Source organism: Sphaerisporangium sp. NPDC049457 (genome assembly GCF_055586705.1).
Genome location: NZ_JBVJHR010000025.1, coordinates 130228 through 146297, shown reverse-complemented (window position 1 = coordinate 146297; position 16070 = coordinate 130228). Strand labels below are relative to the sequence as shown.

The window sequence follows — 16070 nt, the reverse complement described above, 5'->3', positions numbered from 1 at the left end:
GTGTAGTTGCCGTCGCCGAGTTTGCCGGAGGCGATCGCGGTGCCGAAGTACCGGCCGCTCTGCGCCGCCGCCGCACCAAGCGTGCTCTCGGCGGCGCCGGCGGGACCGGGCGCTATGAGCACGGTGGTCAGACCGAGGACGCCCAGAGCGCCGGCGATGAGCGCCTGGCGGAAACCGCCGGCGCGGCGGACCCCAGGTGGGGCCGAGTCGTTCATGCCCATGCGTGAACTCCAGAAATGCATAAGGGGAACGGAGAGAATGCGGACTCATCCGCGGACTCGACGTCGCGTCCTTAACGGAGACGCACACCACAGGACGTCGCAGCCAGGGCCCATGCGAAACGCGCCACCGACTGACAAGGGCAACCTGGGTGCTCAGTCTGGAAACACATCTGAAACGTGTCAAGCCCCTCTTGAAACTTTCGGATGTGCCAGAAGGCTATGTCCGAGGTAGCCCGTGTGGTGCCGAGGAAATGACGGTGAAAGTTTCGGGACACGGCTCGCGGAAATGGCGGCGATGGTCGTTGCATCGCGCCCGTTTCCTGGCGGACGTGGGCGGATGGCGCGCGCACCGCCCGGCGGATGACCGTCGGCCCGCGGGCTCCGTCGAGCCATGTGACAGATCCTTGACCGAGCGGACCTGATTGTGTTTACTCCCAGCAACGCCACCGAACGTCCTCAGATGTGGGAGGGAGTCCGTCAGAACAACTTGCTGACGTTCGCACATTCGTCGTCGCGTGGACGTCCGTCGTCGTCGACAAGAGTGCCGTGAGACCTTTGGGCCGACACCACGTTCGCTGGTCTCACCCGCACCGCACCCTCGCCTGCGCGTGGGCCGTCGGACGCGCGGGCGGAGGCGAGGAGCCGGCCGCCTCGGCGCGGCCGTCGCGCCTTTACGCCGTCGCGCCGTCATGCACCGGACGGATTCGTTCGGACCAGTGGGCCGGCGCCGGGCCCTATGCGTCCTGTGCGCCGGGTCCCTATGCGTGATGTGCGGCCAGGCCGATGACGAGCCACATGAACAGGGTGCCGGCGATCGTGGCCAGCAGGGTGGCCTGCGTGGGGTGGTCGGTGGTGTGGGCCTCGGGGAGGATGTCGGAAGTCGCCAAGTAGAGCAGGAAGCCGGCGAAGAAGCCCAGGTAGCCGGCGAGCACGGGCTCGGGGATGTCGACCAGGAAGGTCAGCGCGGCGCCGAGCACGGGGGCGACGGCGTCGAGGAGGACGAGGATCACGGCGCGACGGCGGGCGTTGCCGTACAGGGTCGTCAGAGTGAAGGTGTTGAAGCCGTCGGTGAAGTCGTGCGCGATGACGGCGACGGCCACCACCAGGCCCAGTTCCCCGCCCGACTGGAAGGCCGCGCCGATCGCCGTGCCGTCGATGAAACTGTGGACGACCAGCGCCGACCCTGCGCCGAGGCCGACGGCGGAGTGCCGGTGGCTGTGGCTGGCGTAGTGACCGTCCTGGACGTCGTGGACGGCGATCGACCGTTCGAGCACGTGGATGGCGAGGAAGCCCGCCGCCAGCGCGAGCACCGGGACGGGGACGCCGAGAAGCCGATGGGGTGACAGTTCCAGGCTTTCCGGAATGAGGTCGAAGGCCACCACGCCGAGCATCACGCCGGCGGCCGCGCCGAGCACGATGTGCCTCCGGTCGCGGACGCGTTGCGCGACGAGTCCGCCCAGCAGGGTTGTGACGAAGGCGGCGAAGGCCAGCGCGATGGGCATGGGGTAACCGTAGACAACCTGGGATGGGAGAGCGGACGGGGGACATGCACGACCGCGGGGGCTGGTGCCCGCGGGGGACCGGGGCTGGAGTCACGTGCCGGTGCCGAGGACGCGTGCCGATTGTGGTGCCAAAGCCCCCAACCCTGCGTCCTGAGCCCCGAGCTTCCACGAACGGGGTCGTGAGTGTGGGGCGGTGGGGAAATGGGACGAAGAGGTCATCTGGCGGGGAAGGGGAGGACTATGCTGGCGTGCCATGTTCGTCGGCACGTCAGCTCCTGAGGTCCCCCTGTACGGCGGTGATGTGACGGAGGGCGTCGTGCGCGTGGGCGACACCGTCCGGCGGCCGATGCGCGCGTCCAGCCCGGCCGTGCACGCCATGCTGCGGCATCTGGAGGCGGTGGGCTTCGACGGGGTGCCCCGGGTATACGGGGTCGACGACCGGGGACGGGAGATCCTCTCCTTCGTTCCGGGCGAGGCGGCGACGCGTCCGTTGCAGGGGTACGTGGTGAGCGATGACGTGCTGGTGCGGCTCGCGGTGCTGGTTCGCCGGTTCCATGATGCCGTGGAAGGGTTCGTCCCCCCGCGGGGAGCCGTGTGGGTCGACGGGGCGCGGGACGACGCGTCGCCCGAACTGGTTGGGCATTGCGACATAACCCCGGAAAACGTGATATTTCGCGATCAAAGGCCGTGGGCGCTGATCGACTTCGACATGGCGCGCCCGACGACCCGGCTCTTCGACGTGGCCACCACGCTGCGCCACTGGGCGCCCATCGCCGACCCCGTCGACCGCGACCCGCTGCAGCGGCGCCTGAACGCGGGCCCGCGCCTGCGGTTGTTCTGCGACGCCTACGGCTTCTCCGCGCGTGATCGGCGCCGGTTGCTGGAGGTGAGCAGGCTCCGCTTCGGCCGCTCGTACGTCGCGATGCGCTCGCGGGCGGAGCGGGAGGGCGGTGGCTGGGCCCGCATGTGGCGGGAGGGCGCGGGGGAGCGCATCCGCAGGGCGGCGGCCTGGCTGGACGCGAACTGGGACGATCTGCATGCCCATCTGGTCTAGGCGGGGATCCGCGCAGGTCTGGCCTGACGCGCGTTCGGCAGCCGGGTCGACGGTGGTGCGGAACGTGCGTTCGGCAGGTGAGGTGACGGGCGTGCGGGCGGTGCGTTCGGCAGGTGGGGCGATGGGCGTGCGGGCTGTGCGTTCGGGGGGTGCGGTGTCTGGGGGGTCGTGGCGGGACAGGGCTGTGGGGTTGGCGGCCGGGGTCGTGCTGGACGCCGTGTTCGCCGATCCGCGCAGTGGTGCGCATCCGGTGGCCGTGTTCGGCCGGGCCGCGGCGGCCGTGGAGCGGCGGCTGTACGACAAGACGCGCGGCAGGGGCGTCGCCCACGTGGCCGTGTGCGTCGGCGCCGTGACGGTCCTGGCGACGGCGGCCGGACGGCTGACCCGGCGGCCGCCGGCGGCGCGCGTGGCGCTCACCGCGGTGGCCACCTGGTCGGTGCTCGGCGGCACCACCCTGGGCAGGGAGGGGGCGTACATGGCGCGTGCCCTGGAGTCGGACGACATCGCCGCCGCGCGGGCGAGGCTGCCGCACCTGTGCGGCCGTGATCCGTCCGAACTGTCCGCCGACGGGCTCGCCCGCGCCACGGTCGAGTCGATCGCGGAGAACACCTCCGACGCCGTGGTCGCTCCGCTGTTCTGGGGGGCGGTGGCCGGGGTGCCCGGGCTCCTGGCGTACCGGGCTGTCAACACGCTGGACGCGATGGTCGGCCACCGGTCAGTCCGTTATGAGCAGTTCGGCTGGGCGGCGGCGCGGTTGGACGACGTGGCCAACTATGTACCGGCACGAATCACCGGGCTGCTGGCCTGCGCGCTGGCGCCTCTGGTCGGCGGTTCACCCGGGAAGGCGGCGGCGGTGCTGCGCAGGGACGGCCGCCGGCATCCGAGCCCGAACTCCGGCCGGTGCGAGGCGGCGTTCGCCGGAGCGCTCGGCGTGCGCCTTGGGGGGCGCAACGTCTACGGCGGCAGGGTGGAGCACCGTCCCGAACTGGGCGACGGGCGCGATCCAGCGGTGGGTGACATCGCCAGGTCGGTGCGGCTGGCGCGCGCGGTGAACCTGGCCGCGGCGGGGCTCGCCATCGGAGCGGCACGGGCTCTGGGACGGCGTCGCCCGCACTGATCTTTTCCTGGGTCCGGGTCCGGGTCCGGCTCAGTAGTGGTGTGTCCGTCCACGGGTCAACTCCGGCCGGCTCGCGAACGAGGTGCGCCGGTCGCGGCGCGCCGGTCGTCGCTCTCCGGTCGCCAGCTCGTCGGTCGCCGTCGTCGCTCGCTGGCCGCCCACTAGTGGGTCGCCGTCGTGGGTCCCCGGACGTCGGTCGGTTCAGGGCCAGAGTGTGCGGGTGCGCAGCCAGTCCAGGGCGGCTTGGCCCTGGGCGTGCTGGAAGGCGCGCAGGGTGGGCAGGCCCGGTGGCGCGGGCAGGCGGGACTGGCAGGCGAAGTAGCCGGCGAACGCGGCCAGGACGACGGTCAGCGCGGCGGGGTCGGCCTCGCGGGCGGCGCGATGCCCGGCGAGCACCTCCTCCGGCGGCGGCCCGCCCTGCATCCGCACGCTGGGCAGCATCGCGACCACGTCGAACCATCGCGGGCCGCGGAACGCGTGCGCCCAGTCGACGACGAAGACCTCGTCATCGGTCAGCAGCAGGTTGTCGGCCCGGATGTCGCCGTGGACGAGGGTGTCGCCCTCCGTCGCGGCGGGCCATCGGCTCTCCAGCTCCGCGAGTTCGTCCAGGTGCGCGACCACCCAGGGGCTCAGGCCGGCGAGATCGTCCTCGCCCGCGTCGCGGGCGGCGGCCAGGGTGCGCCAGTCATCGAACATGCCGGTGAGCCGCTCGTAGGCGGACGGGACGGCGATCGGGCACGGCGTCAGCCGCGTGGCCATGTCGTCCAGCGTGTCCAGGACCCGTGACAGTTCGCCGGCCTGCCACGGCTGGGCCGGCTGGCGGCCGTCGATGTCCTGGAAGAGCAGCGCCACCCACCCGTCGAGGTCGAAGGAGGCGAGCAGCCGCGGCGCCGGAACCTGCGGGGGAAACAGCGCGGCGACGCGGGCCTCCGACCGGTGGATGCCCGGGCTGTACGGGTTGGGCGTCGGGCCTACGGCCTTGACGAAGGCGCGGCGGCCGTCCTGGAAGAGCAGGCGCGCGGCGACGCCGGGGGAGAACCCGCCGTTCTGCGTCACGGCCCGCGTCACCTTCGCCCCCATGTGGGACTCGATGGCGTCGCGCAACTCGTCCGGCACGTCCTGCCAGGGACGTCGCACACCCGTCGCCGGGACGACTGTCATTCCGCTCGCCTCCCTTGAGTGTTTCCCACGCATGACGATCGCGCGCGTTTGACCGGTCTCGGTCGACGGTGATGCAGCCGTCGCAACCGCCGGTGACGAAGACCATCAAAGTGCAGAGGCCCAGGTGACGGCCACTGGATTAATCTCGCGGCACCGCGGATTCCAGCGTCGTGATCGGCACTGGCATCCTTGATTCGTGCCAAAAGGGACGTTGCTGGTCGCGGGGACGACGTCGGACGCGGGCAAGAGCGTCGTCACGGCGGGCATCTGCCGCTGGCTGGCCCGCCGCGGCGTGCGGGTGGCGCCGTTCAAGGCGCAGAACATGTCGCTCAACTCGTTCGTGACCGCCGACGGCGCCGAGATCGGCCGGGCGCAGGTCGCCCAGGCGCAGGCGGCCGGCGTGGAGCCGACGGCCGACATGAACCCCATCTTGCTCAAGCCGGGCAGCGACCGGCGCAGCCAGGTCGTCGTGCTCGGCAAGCCGCTCGCCGACGTCGACGCGATGGAGTACGGCGCCTACAAAGACCATCTCAAGCAGGTCGCGCTGGAGTCCTACAACCGGCTGCGGGCGTCCTATGACGTGGTGGTCTGCGAGGGCGCGGGCAGTCCCACGGAGATCAACCTGCGCCCGGGCGACCTCGCCAACATGGGACTGGCCCGCGCCGCGGACATCCCGGTGGTCGTCGTGGGGGACATCGACAGGGGCGGGGTGTTCGCCGCCCTGTACGGGACGCTCGCCTTGCTCGACGCCGGCGATCAGGCGCTCATCAGCGGTTTTCTGATCAACAAGTTCCGTGGGGCGAAGGAACTGCTCGAACCTGGGCTGGACATGCTGCGGGAGTTGACCGGGCGGCCGGTGTACGGGGTGCTGCCCTGGCTGGACGGGCTGTGGATGGACCTGGAGGACTCCCTCGCCCTGGACAGCCGTCGGCAGGCGGCGATGATGGCGGGGCCTGACGGGCCGGACGGGCCGGACGGGCCGGAAGGGTTGGCGGGGCCGGACGGGTCGCCAGGATCGCCGGGGGCGGCGGATTCGGTGGGCGGGGACGTGCTGCGGGTGGCGGTGGTCCGGTATCCGCGGATCTCCAACTTCACCGACGTGGACGCCTTGGCCGCCGAGCCGGGTGTCATGGTCCGTTTCGTCGGCTCCGCCGCGGAGATCGGCGAGATACGGGAGGCCGACCTGGTCGTCCTGCCGGGCTCGCGGGCGACGGTCGCCGATCTGGAGTGGCTGCGCCGCACCGGTCTGGCCTCGGCGCTGCTGGCCAGGCGGGGGCCGATCCTCGGCATCTGCGGCGGCTACCAGATGCTCGCCCGTTCCATCAGGGATGAGGTCGAGTCGGGCGCGGGACTGGTCGAAGGGCTCGGGCTGCTGCCCGCGACCGTCGAGTTCGCCGCCGACAAGACCCTGTCCCGGCCGGTGGGCGAGGCGTACGGGTGCCGCGTCGCGGCGTACGAGATCCACCACGGGACCGTGACCGTCCACTGGCCCGAACGGCCCGCGGGTGCCGACGGCCATGCGGGACGGTCTTCCGGCGGCCTTGGGCTCTCGTCGCCGGACGGACATGCGCGAACGGTGCCGGACGGCCATGGGCGAACGGTGCCGGGCGGGCGGGTGGAGCCGTTCCTGGACGGGTGCCGTGCCGGAGCGGTGTGGGGGACGACGTGGCACGGGGCGCTGGAGAACGACGGCTTCCGCCGCGCGTTCCTCGCCGAGGTGGCGGCGGCGGCCGGGCGGCGTTTCGTGCCCGCGCCCGGAACCTCGTTCGCCGCGCTCAGAGAACGCCAGTTGGACGCGCTCGGTGATCTGATCGAGCGGCATGTGGACACCGGCGCGCTGCTCGCCCTCATCCAGGACGGCGCGCCTGCCGGCCTGCCTCTGCTCCCTCCCGGCGGGACGGGACGATGACCGCCGCCGGAATCGGGCGTATGGGAGAATCGTCGGGTGCTGGTATACGACGGCGACTGCGGGTTCTGCCGGCGGTGCGTTGACTTCGGGCGCCGGCATCTTCCCTTCATGCCTGAGACGCGTGCGTGGCAGGAACTCGATCTGGCCGACCACGGGCTGACCCTCGACGAGGTGACCCGGTCGGTGCAGCTTCTCGGCCCGCGCGGGCTGCGTGCCCACGGGGCGCGCGCCGTCGCGGTGCTGCTCGCGGTGCAGCCCCACGCCGCCCTGCGCGCGGCCGGACTGGTGATGATGACGCCTCCGGTGAGCTGGGCCGCCGAGGGGGGCTACCGCCTCATCGCCCGCTACCGTCACCGCCTGCCCGGCGGCACGGGCGCCTGCGCCATCGACTGATCGAACGCCCTCACGGTTTGGGGGAGTGTTGCCGGATCTTGGAAAGGAAGAGGGGGTGCAGGTGTCTGGGAGTGGTCCTGTCGCGCGGTCTTCGCGGGCATCAGGATGCGATGCATGACAGCAGTGGTGGAGACCGAGGGACTGACCAAGTTCTACGGTAAGCGCCGGGGGCTCGAGGACCTCACTCTTGAGATCCGCCCCGGCGAGGTGTTCGGGTACCTCGGCCCGAACGGAGCCGGCAAGACGACCACGATCAGGTTGCTCCTGGACGTGATCCGGCCCACGCGCGGCGTCGCCCGGGTGCTCGGCGCCGACCCGCGGTCCGCGGCGGTCCGCGGCCGCATCGGCTACCTTCCGGGCGAGCTCTCCCTGGAGGGGCGCGAGAAGGCGAGCGAGTACCTGGAGTACCTGGCCGGTGTCCGGGGCGGTGTCGCCAAAGGGAAGATCGAGGCGCTGGCCGAACGGCTGGAGGCCGACCTGTCGGTCAGGATGGGCCGGCTGTCCAAGGGCAACAAGCAGAAGGTGGGCCTGATCCAGGCCTTCATGCACGACCCGGAGTTCCTGATCCTGGACGAGCCGACCAGCGGCCTGGATCCGCTGGTGCAGCAGGAGTTCCTGGCGATGGTGCGCGAGGTCCGCTCGGCGGGGCGCACGGTGCTGATGTCGTCGCACGTCCTGGCCGAGGTGGAGCACGTGTCCGACCGGGTGGGCATCGTCCGGCGCGGGCGGCTGGTCGCGGTGGAGGACATCGCGGCGCTGCGGGAGAAGGCCGTGCGCAAGATCGAGCTCCACTTCGACGCGCCGATCCCGGAGGAGGCGTTCCGCGGCCTGCCAGGCGTGCGGGACCTGAGGATCACCGGCGCGGCCCTGAGCTGCACGATCGACGGCCGGCCCGACGCGCTGGTCAAGGCGGCGGCGCGCTTCACCGTCGTCCACCTGGTCTCGGCCGAGCCGGACCTTGAGGAGATCTTCCTGACCTACTACAGCGAGGACGTGCACCATGCCCACGTTGGTGCTTAAGACGCTGCGCGAGTACCGTCGCGCGCTCATCGGGTGGACGATCGGCATCTGCGTGTTCGTCGGGCTGTACATCTCCTTCTTCCCGCAGATGCGGGCGAACCCGGATCTCTACAGCCAGGTGGCCATGGCCAAGTACCCCGAGAGCGTGCGCAAGCTCCTGGGCGGCATGGAGAACATCACCTCCGGTTCCGGCTTCCTGCAAGCGATCATCTACCAGCTGTTCGTGCCGCTGCTGTTCATCATGTGCGCGGTGATCCTGGGCAACAAGGCGATCGCGGCGCCCGAGGAGTCGGGCACCCTGGAGCTGACGCTCACGCTGCCGCTGGACCGCAAGCGGCTGGTCCTGGAGCGGTTCGCGGCCCTGGCCGCCGGGCTGCTCGCCGTCGCCGTGGCGTCCCTGCTCATGGTGGTCGCCGCCGGCGCCTCGGCGGATCTGGGCGTCCCGTTCGGCTCGATCCTCGCCGCGCACGTCATGCTGTTCCTGCTGGTGCTGTTCTTCGGGACGCTCTCGCTGACCGTGGGGGCGGCCACCGGCAACAAGGGGGCGGCCATGGCGGTCGCGGGCGCCTACGCGGTCGCCGGTTACGTGGTGAACGCGCTGGCCGCCGACGTCGAGGTGATGAGGTGGCTGAACTGGCTGTCCCCGTTCCGCTACTACAGTGAGGGAAATCCGCTGGCCAACGGGCTGCCGGTCGGCGACGGCCTGGTGCTGCTCGCCGGGACGGCCGTGCTCGTCCTGACCGCTGTGCTGTCCTTCGACCGGCGTGACGTAGGAGTGTGATGGACGTTCTCGCTCATGTGAGCGAGGCCACCGGGGTGCCCTCCGACCTGCTCGAAGGGTGCCTTCCGGTGCTCACCGCCGCCTCGGCCACCGGTCGCCTGCCCGGCCGGGACGCCGTCGAGGCGCTGCGCTCGCTCGGGACGGCCGCCGCCGAGCGGGGAGTGCCGATGCGTTCGCTGGCGGAGGCGTGCCTGCTCGCCTCCGAGCTGGCCGCTCGTCCGGCCGAGGCACCGGTGCTCGGCGCGGTGCGGCGGGCGCTCGGAGCCTATTTCGAGGGGTACGAGGAGGCGCAGCTGCGCGCCCTGCGGCAGGAGGAGCAGGCGCGGCGCGAGTTCATCGACGACCTGCTGCAGGGGCGGGCGGACCGGCTGGCCGAGCGGGCCGAGCACTTCGGGCTGCGGTTGGCCGAGGCGTACGTCGTGGCCGTGGCCAAGGACGCCGAGCCGATCGGCGAGGGCGATCCGATCGTCCGCCGCATCGAGCGGGCGCTCATCGCCCGGTTCGGCTCGCACAACATCCTGGTCGCCGCCCGGGACGGGCTGCTGGTCTGCGTGGCGCCCGGCACGCTGACGGCGGCCACCGGTGAGTTCACCCACCACGTGCGCGGCTCGCTCACCGGCGAGTGGCGGGTGGGCGTCGGCCGTCCGCATCGCGGCCCGGGCGGGGTGGTGACCTCCTTTCGCGAGGCCGGCGACGCCATCGGGCTCGGCGAGCGGCTGGGGCTGCGCCCGCAGGTGCTCAAGGCGGCCGACCTGCTGGTCTTCCCGGTGCTGTTACGCGACCGGGAGGCGATGGAGGATCTGGTGACCACCGTCCTCGGCCCTTTGACGAGCGCGCGGGGCGGCCCCGGGCCCTTGCTTGAGACGCTGGAGGCGGTGTTCGCGGCGCAGAGCAACCAGACGGCCGCCGCGCGCAGGCTGGGCATCAGCACCCGGGCGGTCACCTACCGGCTGGAGCGCGTCCGCCGGCTCACCGGGTTCTCGCCGGACGATCCGACCCAGCGCTTCACCCTGGAGACCGCCGTCCTCGGCGCCCGCCTGCTCGGCTGGCCCCCGGGCGCCGACGGGTGAACGGCCGGCGCCGGTCGGCGCCGGCCACAGATCGGCCGCTGATCGTCGCTGATCGGCCGCTGATGGGCCGCTGATGGGCCGTTGACCGGCCGTTGGTCGGTCGTGATCCGACGGGCCGGCCTCCTGGACGGGATCCCCCGATGCGCCGTGGCGAGAACCGAGAATGGCGTGGGATGTCCTGGTCTGTTTGGTCCTGTCCCGCCGCGGCCATCTGGCTTACCATTCGGAGCGTGATCACCCCCGTCCAACTCGTCCGGAAGTCGATCGGGATCCTGGTGGGATTGGGCGGCCTGTGCTGCGGCCTGACCGTCCTGTTCCTGGGGTCGCGCACGGTCATGGGTCTCGGCGGCAGCTGCGCCTCAGGCGGGCCGTACGCCGTGACCACCCCGTGCCCGGACGGCGTCGCCTGGCTCATCCCGGTCTCCATCTTCGGTGGCATCGCCGGGGCGTTCATCTACCTGTTCAGCACCCTGCCCGTCGGGCCCAAGCTGATCGCGCTGGCCTGGCCGGCCCTGTTCCTGAGCCTGGGCTACGCCTTCCTGGAGAGCGCCCTGGCGGCCCCCGACCTCGACGTGAGCTTCCTGGTCTGTGGAGTGATCTTCGTGTTGATGGGCGGAGTGCCGCTGCTCTTCCTGTTCAACAAGCAGGCCCTGCGGGCGGTGTTCTGGGGGACGGCGCCCGCTTCGCCGGTGCGCACCGCGCCGGGCGGCGTGCGGTGGACGACCTCGGTGGTGCTGCCGGGGGAGGAGGACACCCGGCGCCGCGCCCAGCGCGGGGAACACGGCGCCGGCCGGCCGGTCGCCGACCATCCGCCGGGTGACGTGCCACAGGACGCCCCGCCGAGCCGCCGTCCGGCGCGGCCGGGCCCGCGCCCGGCGGACGGCGCTCCGGCGGACGGCTCGCGGTTCGTCGCTTTCGACCCCGCGGACGCCGCGCCGGCCGACGCGGCACCGGCCGGCGACGCGTCCGGCGACCTGGTCGGCCGGCTCGAACGGCTGTCCGCCCTGCACGCCGACGGCAGGCTCGACGACGCCGAGTACGCCGCCGCCAAGGCCCGCCTGCTCAACGGCTCCCACTGAAGCGGAGGACGCGATGAGGAACCAGACGGCACTCCGAGCCTGGGCGATCGCGCTGCACGTGATCGCGATAGCGGGCGGAATCTACCTGGGCGTCCTGGTCTTCCACCTGGGCGCCGCCTCCGGATGAACCCCGAGGGCGCGGATCAGGGGATCAGGGGATCAGGAGCAGTTTGCCGGTGGTGCGGCGGCCTTCCAGGTCGTCGTGGGCGCGCCTGGCCTCGGCCAGCGGGTACCGGCCGCCGATGTGCACCTTGAGCGCGCCCGAGGTCACCCAGCCCAGCACCTCCTCCGCCCGGCCGAGCAGTTCCTCGCGCGTGGCGACGTGATGGGCCAGGGTCGGCCTGGTCAGGAACAGCGAGCCGCCGGCGTTCAGCCGTTGCGGGTCGAACGGCGGCACCGCGCCGCTGGACGCGCCGAACAGGGCGAGCAGCCCGCGCGGCCGCAGCGAGGCGAGGCTGCCGTCGAAGGTCGCCGCCCCGACGCCGTCGTACACCACGTGCACGCCCCGGCCGCCGGTCAGGCCGCGGACCGCCTCGGCGAAGCCCTCGTAGGGGATCACCTCGTCGGCGCCGGCGTCCCTGGCGAGCTTCTCCTTCTCCGCGCTGGACACCGTGGCGATCACCCGGCCGCCGCGCAGCTTGACGATCTGGGTGAGCAGCAGCCCGACGCCGCCGGCCGCCGCGTGGACGAGCACGTCGTCGCCGGGCTGTACGGGGTGGGTGGAGGTGGCGAGGTAGTGGGCGGTGAAGCCCTGGAGGAGCACGGCCGCGGCCTGCTCGAAGCCGGCGCCGTCCGGCAGCGGGACCGCCTTGGCGGCGGGGATGACCGCCTTCTGCGCGTACCCGCCGAGCACGCCCTCCCAGCCGACCCGGTCGCCGGCCGCGACGCCGGTCACGTCCGGGCCGACGGCGGTGACGGTGCCGACGCCCTCCGACCCCGGGATGAAGGGCGTCGGGAGGGGATAGCGCCCCTCGCGGTGGTAGACGTCGATGAAGTTCACGCCGCTCGCGGCGACGTCAACCAGCACCTCGCCGGGACCGGGCGCCGGGTCGGGCACCTCGGCGTATTCGAGGGCGGCGGAGTCTCCGGGTTCGGTGACGACGATGGCATGCATGGCGGTGGGCTCCTTCACGATCGAACGATCGTCCGCCGACGGGGGATCATCGGCGGCTCGTTCCTTGTTCCCTTCCAGTCTCCCCTGCCCGTCCCGGGTGATCTCCGCTCCCCGTCCCCGGCCCATCTCGCGTCCGCGTCCCGCGCGAACGCACATCCGCGCCCATACACAGGTGCGGGCGCCCTGCAGGACGGCCAGAATGGCTTTGCCGCAGTCCATCGCGACGCGGCGGCGGCGTCCGGGCACCGGCCGCAGCCACGATCCGCAGCCGGCACAGCAGACGGGAGCTTTCCGAGGATGTCCACAAGCGCCGCACCCCGCGGGCAGACGCTCGCATTCCCCGACGGGTTCGTCTGGGGGGCCGCGACGGCGGCCTACCAGGTGGAGGGGGCCGCGACGGAGGACGGCCGGGGCCCGTCGATCTGGGACACCTTCTGCCGCAGGCCGGGCGCCATCGCCGGCGGCCACACCGGTGACATCGCCTGCGACCACTACCACCGGTACGCCGACGACGTCCGCCTGATGGAACGGCTGGGCATCGGCGTCTACCGCTTCTCGGTGTCGTGGTCGCGGGTGGTGCCCGACGGCCACGGCGCGGTCAACCCCGCGGGCCTCGACTTCTACGAGCGGCTGGTGGACGAGCTGCTGGAGGCCGGCATCGCGCCGTACGCGGCCCTGTACCACTGGGACCTGCCCCAGGCGCTGGAGGACCGCGGCGGCTGGACCGACCGTGACACGGCGCACCGGTTCGCCGACTACGCCGAGATCGTGCACGGTCGGCTGGGCGACCGGGTGCACACCTGGATGACGGTCAACGAGCCGTGGGTGTCGGCGGTCCTCGGGTACGGCATCGGCGTGCACGCGCCCGGCCGCACCTCCTGGGCGGACGCCTTCCGCGCCTCCCACCACCTGCTGCTCGCCCACGGGCTCGGCGCGCGGGTGCTGCGCGACGGCGGCGCCGACCAGATCACCATGAACGTCAACCTCGCGCCCGTGCTGACCCCCGGCCAGGTGAACGACCCTTCCGTCGAGCTGTCCGCGGCGGACGCCGAGGCGGTCGACCGCGTGGACGCGCTGATCAACCGGCAGTTCCTCGACCCGCTGCTGCGCGGCGCGTACCCCGAGAGGGTGCTGCCGATCATCGAGCGCGTCGCCGGTCTCGGTCACATCCGCGACGGCGACCTCGCGGCCATCGCCCAGCCCATCGACCTGCTCGGGGTGAACTACTACACGCCGTGCGTGGTGCGGTCGGGGCCGGGTGAGCCGGCCAACCCGGCCTATCCCGGCACCGAGGACATCGAGTTCGCCGGCGCCTACGCTCCGACGACGGCGTCCGGCTGGCCGATCGTGCCGACGGGCCTGTCGCAGCTCCTGCTGCGGCTCACCCGCGACTACCCCGGTGTGGGGCTGCTGGTGACCGAGAACGGCGCCGCGTTCGACGACACGGTGACCGGCGAGCGGGTGCACGACGCCGACCGCACCGCGTTCCTGGAGGGCCATCTGCGGGCCGCGCACGCCGCCATCGAGGCGGGCGCCGATCTGCGCGGTTACCTGGTCTGGTCGCTGCTGGACAACTTCGAGTGGGCCGAGGGGTACAACAAGCGGTTCGGCGTCGTGCACGTCGACTTCGACACCCAGCGCAGGCTGCTCAAGGACAGCGGCCTGTGGTACCGCGAGGTGATCCAGCGCAACGGGTTGTGGCGCGAGCGCGTCAGGCGTCCCACCTTGGAGGAGGTCGCCGCGCGGGCAGGTGTGTCCCGCTCGACCGTCTCCCGGGTGATCAACGGCCAGGCCACGGTGAGCCCGGAGTTCCGGCAGACCGTCATGAACGCCGTGGACGAGCTGGGCTACGTGCCGAACTCGGCGGCGCGCAGCCTGGTGACCCAGCGCACCGACACCATCGGGCTGGTCGTGCCGGGGACGCCGGGCGGAGCCGACGACCCGGCGTTCGCGGCCGTCGTCCGGGCGGCGGGCCACGCGCTGGAGACGGCGGACAAGCAGGTCACGCTGATGTTCGGCGGCTCGGCGAGCGGCCGCGTGCGCGTCGAGCAGCACGTCGTCGCCGGGCACCTGGACGGCATCGTCTTCGTGTCGGCCACCGGCGCCGATCCGCTGCTGAGCGCGCTGGCGCGCACGGGCGTCCCCATCGTGTCCCTGGGCAGGCCCCCGGCGCCGGTGAGCGTCTCCTACGTGGCGGGGGACGACACCAGCGGGGCCAAGGCGGCGGTCGCCCACCTGCTCGCCCAGGGACGGCGGCGCATCGCGATGATCTCCGGGCCGCTGGAGAGCACGGCCGCGCTGGACCGGCTGGCCGGTTACCGCGACACCCTGCGCGACGCGGGCCGCCGTTCGATGGTCGCCATGGGCGACCTCACCCGCTCGTCCGGCGCCAGGGCGATGCGCGAGCTGCTCGCCGACGACCCCGAACTGGACGCGGTGTTCGCCGCCGGCGACCTGATGGCGGTGGGCGCGCTGACCGTTCTGCACGAGGCGGGCCGGCGGGTGCCCGAGGATGTCGCGGTCGTCGGCTTCGACGACGCCGAGGCCGCCGCGTACACGCTCCCGCCGCTCACCACGGTCCGCACCCTGCTGGACGACCAGGCCCGCGCGGCCGTCCGCCTGCTGCTCCGCCAGCTCGACGGCGGCCCGGTGTCCTCGGTCATCCTGCCCACCGAGCTGGTCGTGCGCAGGTCGGCGTAGGGCCGGCCGCCCGCGCCGCGCGGCTGGCATGCTGGGTGGTGTGGGGGAGTTGGCCCTGCGGGTCGAGGAAGGGCTGTGGGTGTTCCTGGCGGCGCGGCACCGGCGGGCGGAGGCGCGGGTGCCTTATGACGGGACGTCGTCGCTGGGGCATGTGGTCGAGTCGGCCGGGGTGCCGCTGACCGAGGTGGGCGGCCTGGAGGTCGGCGGCCGCGCGGTGGCGCCGTCGTGCCGGCCGCGGGCGGGGGCGGTGGTGCGGGTGCTCGGGGTGCGGCGGCCGCAGGCGGTGCCGGCCCACCGGTTCCTGCTCGACGTGCATCTCGGGACGCTGGCGCGGTGGCTGCGCCTGGTCGGGGTGGACGCCGCGTACGACAACGACCGCGACGACGACGCGCTGATCGCCTGGGCGAACGCCGAACGGCGGGTGCTGCTGACCCAAGATCGCGGCCTGCTGCGGCGCCGGAGCCTCTGGCTCGGGGCACACGTGCGCGGCGTGCGGCCGGGCGAGCAGTTCGGGGACGTGCTGGAGCGGTTCGCGCCGCCGCTGGCGCCGTGGACGAGGTGCACCGCCTGCAACGGAGCGCTGGAGGCGGTGGCCAAAGACCAGGTGGCGGGCGCGCTGCCGCCGGGCACCCGCCGCAGCTACGACTCCTTCGCGCGCTGCCGGGCGTGCGGCCGGGTCTACTGGCGCGGCGCCCACGGGGCCCGCCTGTCAGCGCTCGTGGCAGAAGCGGAACGTATTGTGTCAACAGTGGCCTTTGCCCCACATAAGCCCCTGAACGGGATTTAATGGTATGCACACCCCATTGCCCAATAGGGGTGACTAGGGGTTACCCCAGGGTCTCCCGGGCATCTATGTCTGATTTACGTACAGATCTCGTCTTATTCTGCAATCATGACTTTTTGTAGCCTTGCCATGTCGAAGCGGGAGAAAAGCGACGTGGCGTCGTGG

Annotated in this window: 13 protein-coding genes and 2 pseudogenes; 11 read left to right on the top strand and 4 right to left on the bottom strand. The window is 72.4% G+C overall.

From position 1 onward, the window contains the following. Positions 1-221 (bottom strand): annotated as a pseudogene (locus ACZ6QO_RS32990) (endo-1,4-beta-xylanase); the annotation flags it as partial. Positions 222-979: 758 nt separating this feature from the next. Then, the gene (locus ACZ6QO_RS32985) at positions 980-1723 is read right to left on the bottom strand and encodes a ZIP family metal transporter (protein ID WP_465856543.1); all 744 of its coding nucleotides are present in this window, start codon (positions 1721-1723) and stop codon (positions 980-982) included. Between the two features lie 253 nt (positions 1724-1976). Between ACZ6QO_RS32985 and ACZ6QO_RS32980 the strand changes: the two genes are divergently transcribed. Beyond that, positions 1977-2777, top strand: coding sequence for a phosphotransferase enzyme family protein (locus ACZ6QO_RS32980; RefSeq protein ID WP_465856541.1), 801 nt, complete (start codon positions 1977-1979; stop codon positions 2775-2777). A 121-nt stretch (positions 2778-2898) separates the two neighbouring features. After that, positions 2899-3894, top strand: coding sequence for a cobalamin biosynthesis protein (locus ACZ6QO_RS32975; protein WP_465856539.1), 996 nt, complete (start codon positions 2899-2901; stop codon positions 3892-3894). A 201-nt stretch (positions 3895-4095) separates the two neighbouring features. Here ACZ6QO_RS32975 and ACZ6QO_RS32970 read toward each other — a convergent pair whose 3' ends face one another. Beyond that, a complete protein-coding gene (locus ACZ6QO_RS32970) occupies positions 4096-5055 on the bottom strand; it encodes an aminoglycoside phosphotransferase family protein (protein ID WP_465856537.1) in 960 nt (319 codons plus the stop codon). A 196-nt stretch (positions 5056-5251) separates the two neighbouring features. Between ACZ6QO_RS32970 and ACZ6QO_RS32965 the strand changes: the two genes are divergently transcribed. The 6 genes from ACZ6QO_RS32965 (at position 5252) to ACZ6QO_RS32940 (ending at position 11307) form a co-directional block, all read left to right on the top strand. Beyond that, on the top strand, positions 5252-6964 hold the full coding sequence (locus ACZ6QO_RS32965) for a cobyric acid synthase (RefSeq protein ID WP_465856535.1): 1713 nt from the start codon (positions 5252-5254) through the stop codon (positions 6962-6964). A 36-nt stretch (positions 6965-7000) separates the two neighbouring features. Then, the gene (locus ACZ6QO_RS32960; protein ID WP_465856533.1) at positions 7001-7357 is read left to right on the top strand and encodes a thiol-disulfide oxidoreductase DCC family protein; all 357 of its coding nucleotides are present in this window, start codon (positions 7001-7003) and stop codon (positions 7355-7357) included. A 114-nt stretch (positions 7358-7471) separates the two neighbouring features. Next, complete coding sequence (locus ACZ6QO_RS32955; RefSeq protein ID WP_465856531.1) at positions 7472-8377, top strand: ABC transporter ATP-binding protein; 906 nt, start codon at positions 7472-7474, stop codon at positions 8375-8377. Then, the gene (locus ACZ6QO_RS32950; protein WP_465856529.1) at positions 8358-9158 is read left to right on the top strand and encodes an ABC transporter permease subunit; all 801 of its coding nucleotides are present in this window, start codon (positions 8358-8360) and stop codon (positions 9156-9158) included. The genes ACZ6QO_RS32955 and ACZ6QO_RS32950 overlap by 20 nt, the downstream gene beginning before the upstream one ends. Continuing rightward, positions 9158-10228, top strand: coding sequence for a PucR family transcriptional regulator (locus ACZ6QO_RS32945; RefSeq protein WP_465856527.1), 1071 nt, complete (start codon positions 9158-9160; stop codon positions 10226-10228). Before ACZ6QO_RS32950 ends, ACZ6QO_RS32945 begins: the two co-directional genes overlap by 1 nt. A 230-nt stretch (positions 10229-10458) precedes the next feature. Next, positions 10459-11307, top strand: coding sequence for an SHOCT domain-containing protein (locus ACZ6QO_RS32940; RefSeq protein WP_465856525.1), 849 nt, complete (start codon positions 10459-10461; stop codon positions 11305-11307). A gap of 151 nt (positions 11308-11458) precedes the next feature. Here ACZ6QO_RS32940 and ACZ6QO_RS32935 read toward each other — a convergent pair whose 3' ends face one another. Further along, positions 11459-12421 carry a quinone oxidoreductase family protein gene (locus tag ACZ6QO_RS32935; protein ID WP_465856566.1) on the bottom strand — a complete coding sequence of 321 codons (963 nt, stop codon included), beginning with the start codon at positions 12419-12421 and terminating at the stop codon, positions 11459-11461. Positions 12422-12718: 297 nt separating this feature from the next. On the opposite strand from ACZ6QO_RS32935, the pseudogene ACZ6QO_RS32930 reads away from it, so the two are divergent. The 3 genes and pseudogenes from ACZ6QO_RS32930 to ACZ6QO_RS32920 all read left to right on the top strand — a co-directional run. Continuing rightward, positions 12719-14269: pseudogene (locus tag ACZ6QO_RS32930) on the top strand (GH1 family beta-glucosidase); the annotation flags it as partial. Then, positions 14246-15121, top strand: coding sequence for a LacI family DNA-binding transcriptional regulator (locus tag ACZ6QO_RS32925; RefSeq protein WP_465856564.1), 876 nt, complete (start codon positions 14246-14248; stop codon positions 15119-15121). The pseudogene ACZ6QO_RS32930 and the gene ACZ6QO_RS32925, both read left to right, overlap by 24 nt. Before the next feature lie 49 nt (positions 15122-15170). Then, a complete protein-coding gene (locus tag ACZ6QO_RS32920; protein WP_465856562.1) occupies positions 15171-15908 on the top strand; it encodes a Mut7-C RNAse domain-containing protein in 738 nt (245 codons plus the stop codon). Positions 15909-16070: the final 162 nt, after the last annotated feature.

Excerpts from the sequence above, each read along its gene's own strand:
- ACZ6QO_RS32985 (WP_465856543.1), bottom strand. The coding sequence starts at position 1,723 with ATGCCCATCGCGCTGGCCTTCGCCGCCTTCGTCACAACCCTGCTGGGC.
- ACZ6QO_RS32980 (WP_465856541.1), top strand. The coding sequence starts at position 1,977 with ATGTTCGTCGGCACGTCAGCTCCTGAGGTCCCCCTGTACGGCGGTGAT.
- ACZ6QO_RS32975 (WP_465856539.1), top strand. The coding sequence starts at position 2,899 with ATGGGCGTGCGGGCTGTGCGTTCGGGGGGTGCGGTGTCTGGGGGGTCG.
- ACZ6QO_RS32970 (WP_465856537.1), bottom strand. The coding sequence starts at position 5,055 with ATGACAGTCGTCCCGGCGACGGGTGTGCGACGTCCCTGGCAGGACGTG.
- ACZ6QO_RS32955 (WP_465856531.1), top strand. The coding sequence starts at position 7,472 with ATGACAGCAGTGGTGGAGACCGAGGGACTGACCAAGTTCTACGGTAAG.
- ACZ6QO_RS32950 (WP_465856529.1), top strand. The coding sequence starts at position 8,358 with ATGCCCACGTTGGTGCTTAAGACGCTGCGCGAGTACCGTCGCGCGCTC.
- ACZ6QO_RS32945 (WP_465856527.1), top strand. The coding sequence starts at position 9,158 with ATGGACGTTCTCGCTCATGTGAGCGAGGCCACCGGGGTGCCCTCCGAC.
- ACZ6QO_RS32935 (WP_465856566.1), bottom strand. The coding sequence starts at position 12,421 with ATGCATGCCATCGTCGTCACCGAACCCGGAGACTCCGCCGCCCTCGAA.
- ACZ6QO_RS32925 (WP_465856564.1), top strand. The coding sequence starts at position 14,246 with ATGAACGCCGTGGACGAGCTGGGCTACGTGCCGAACTCGGCGGCGCGC.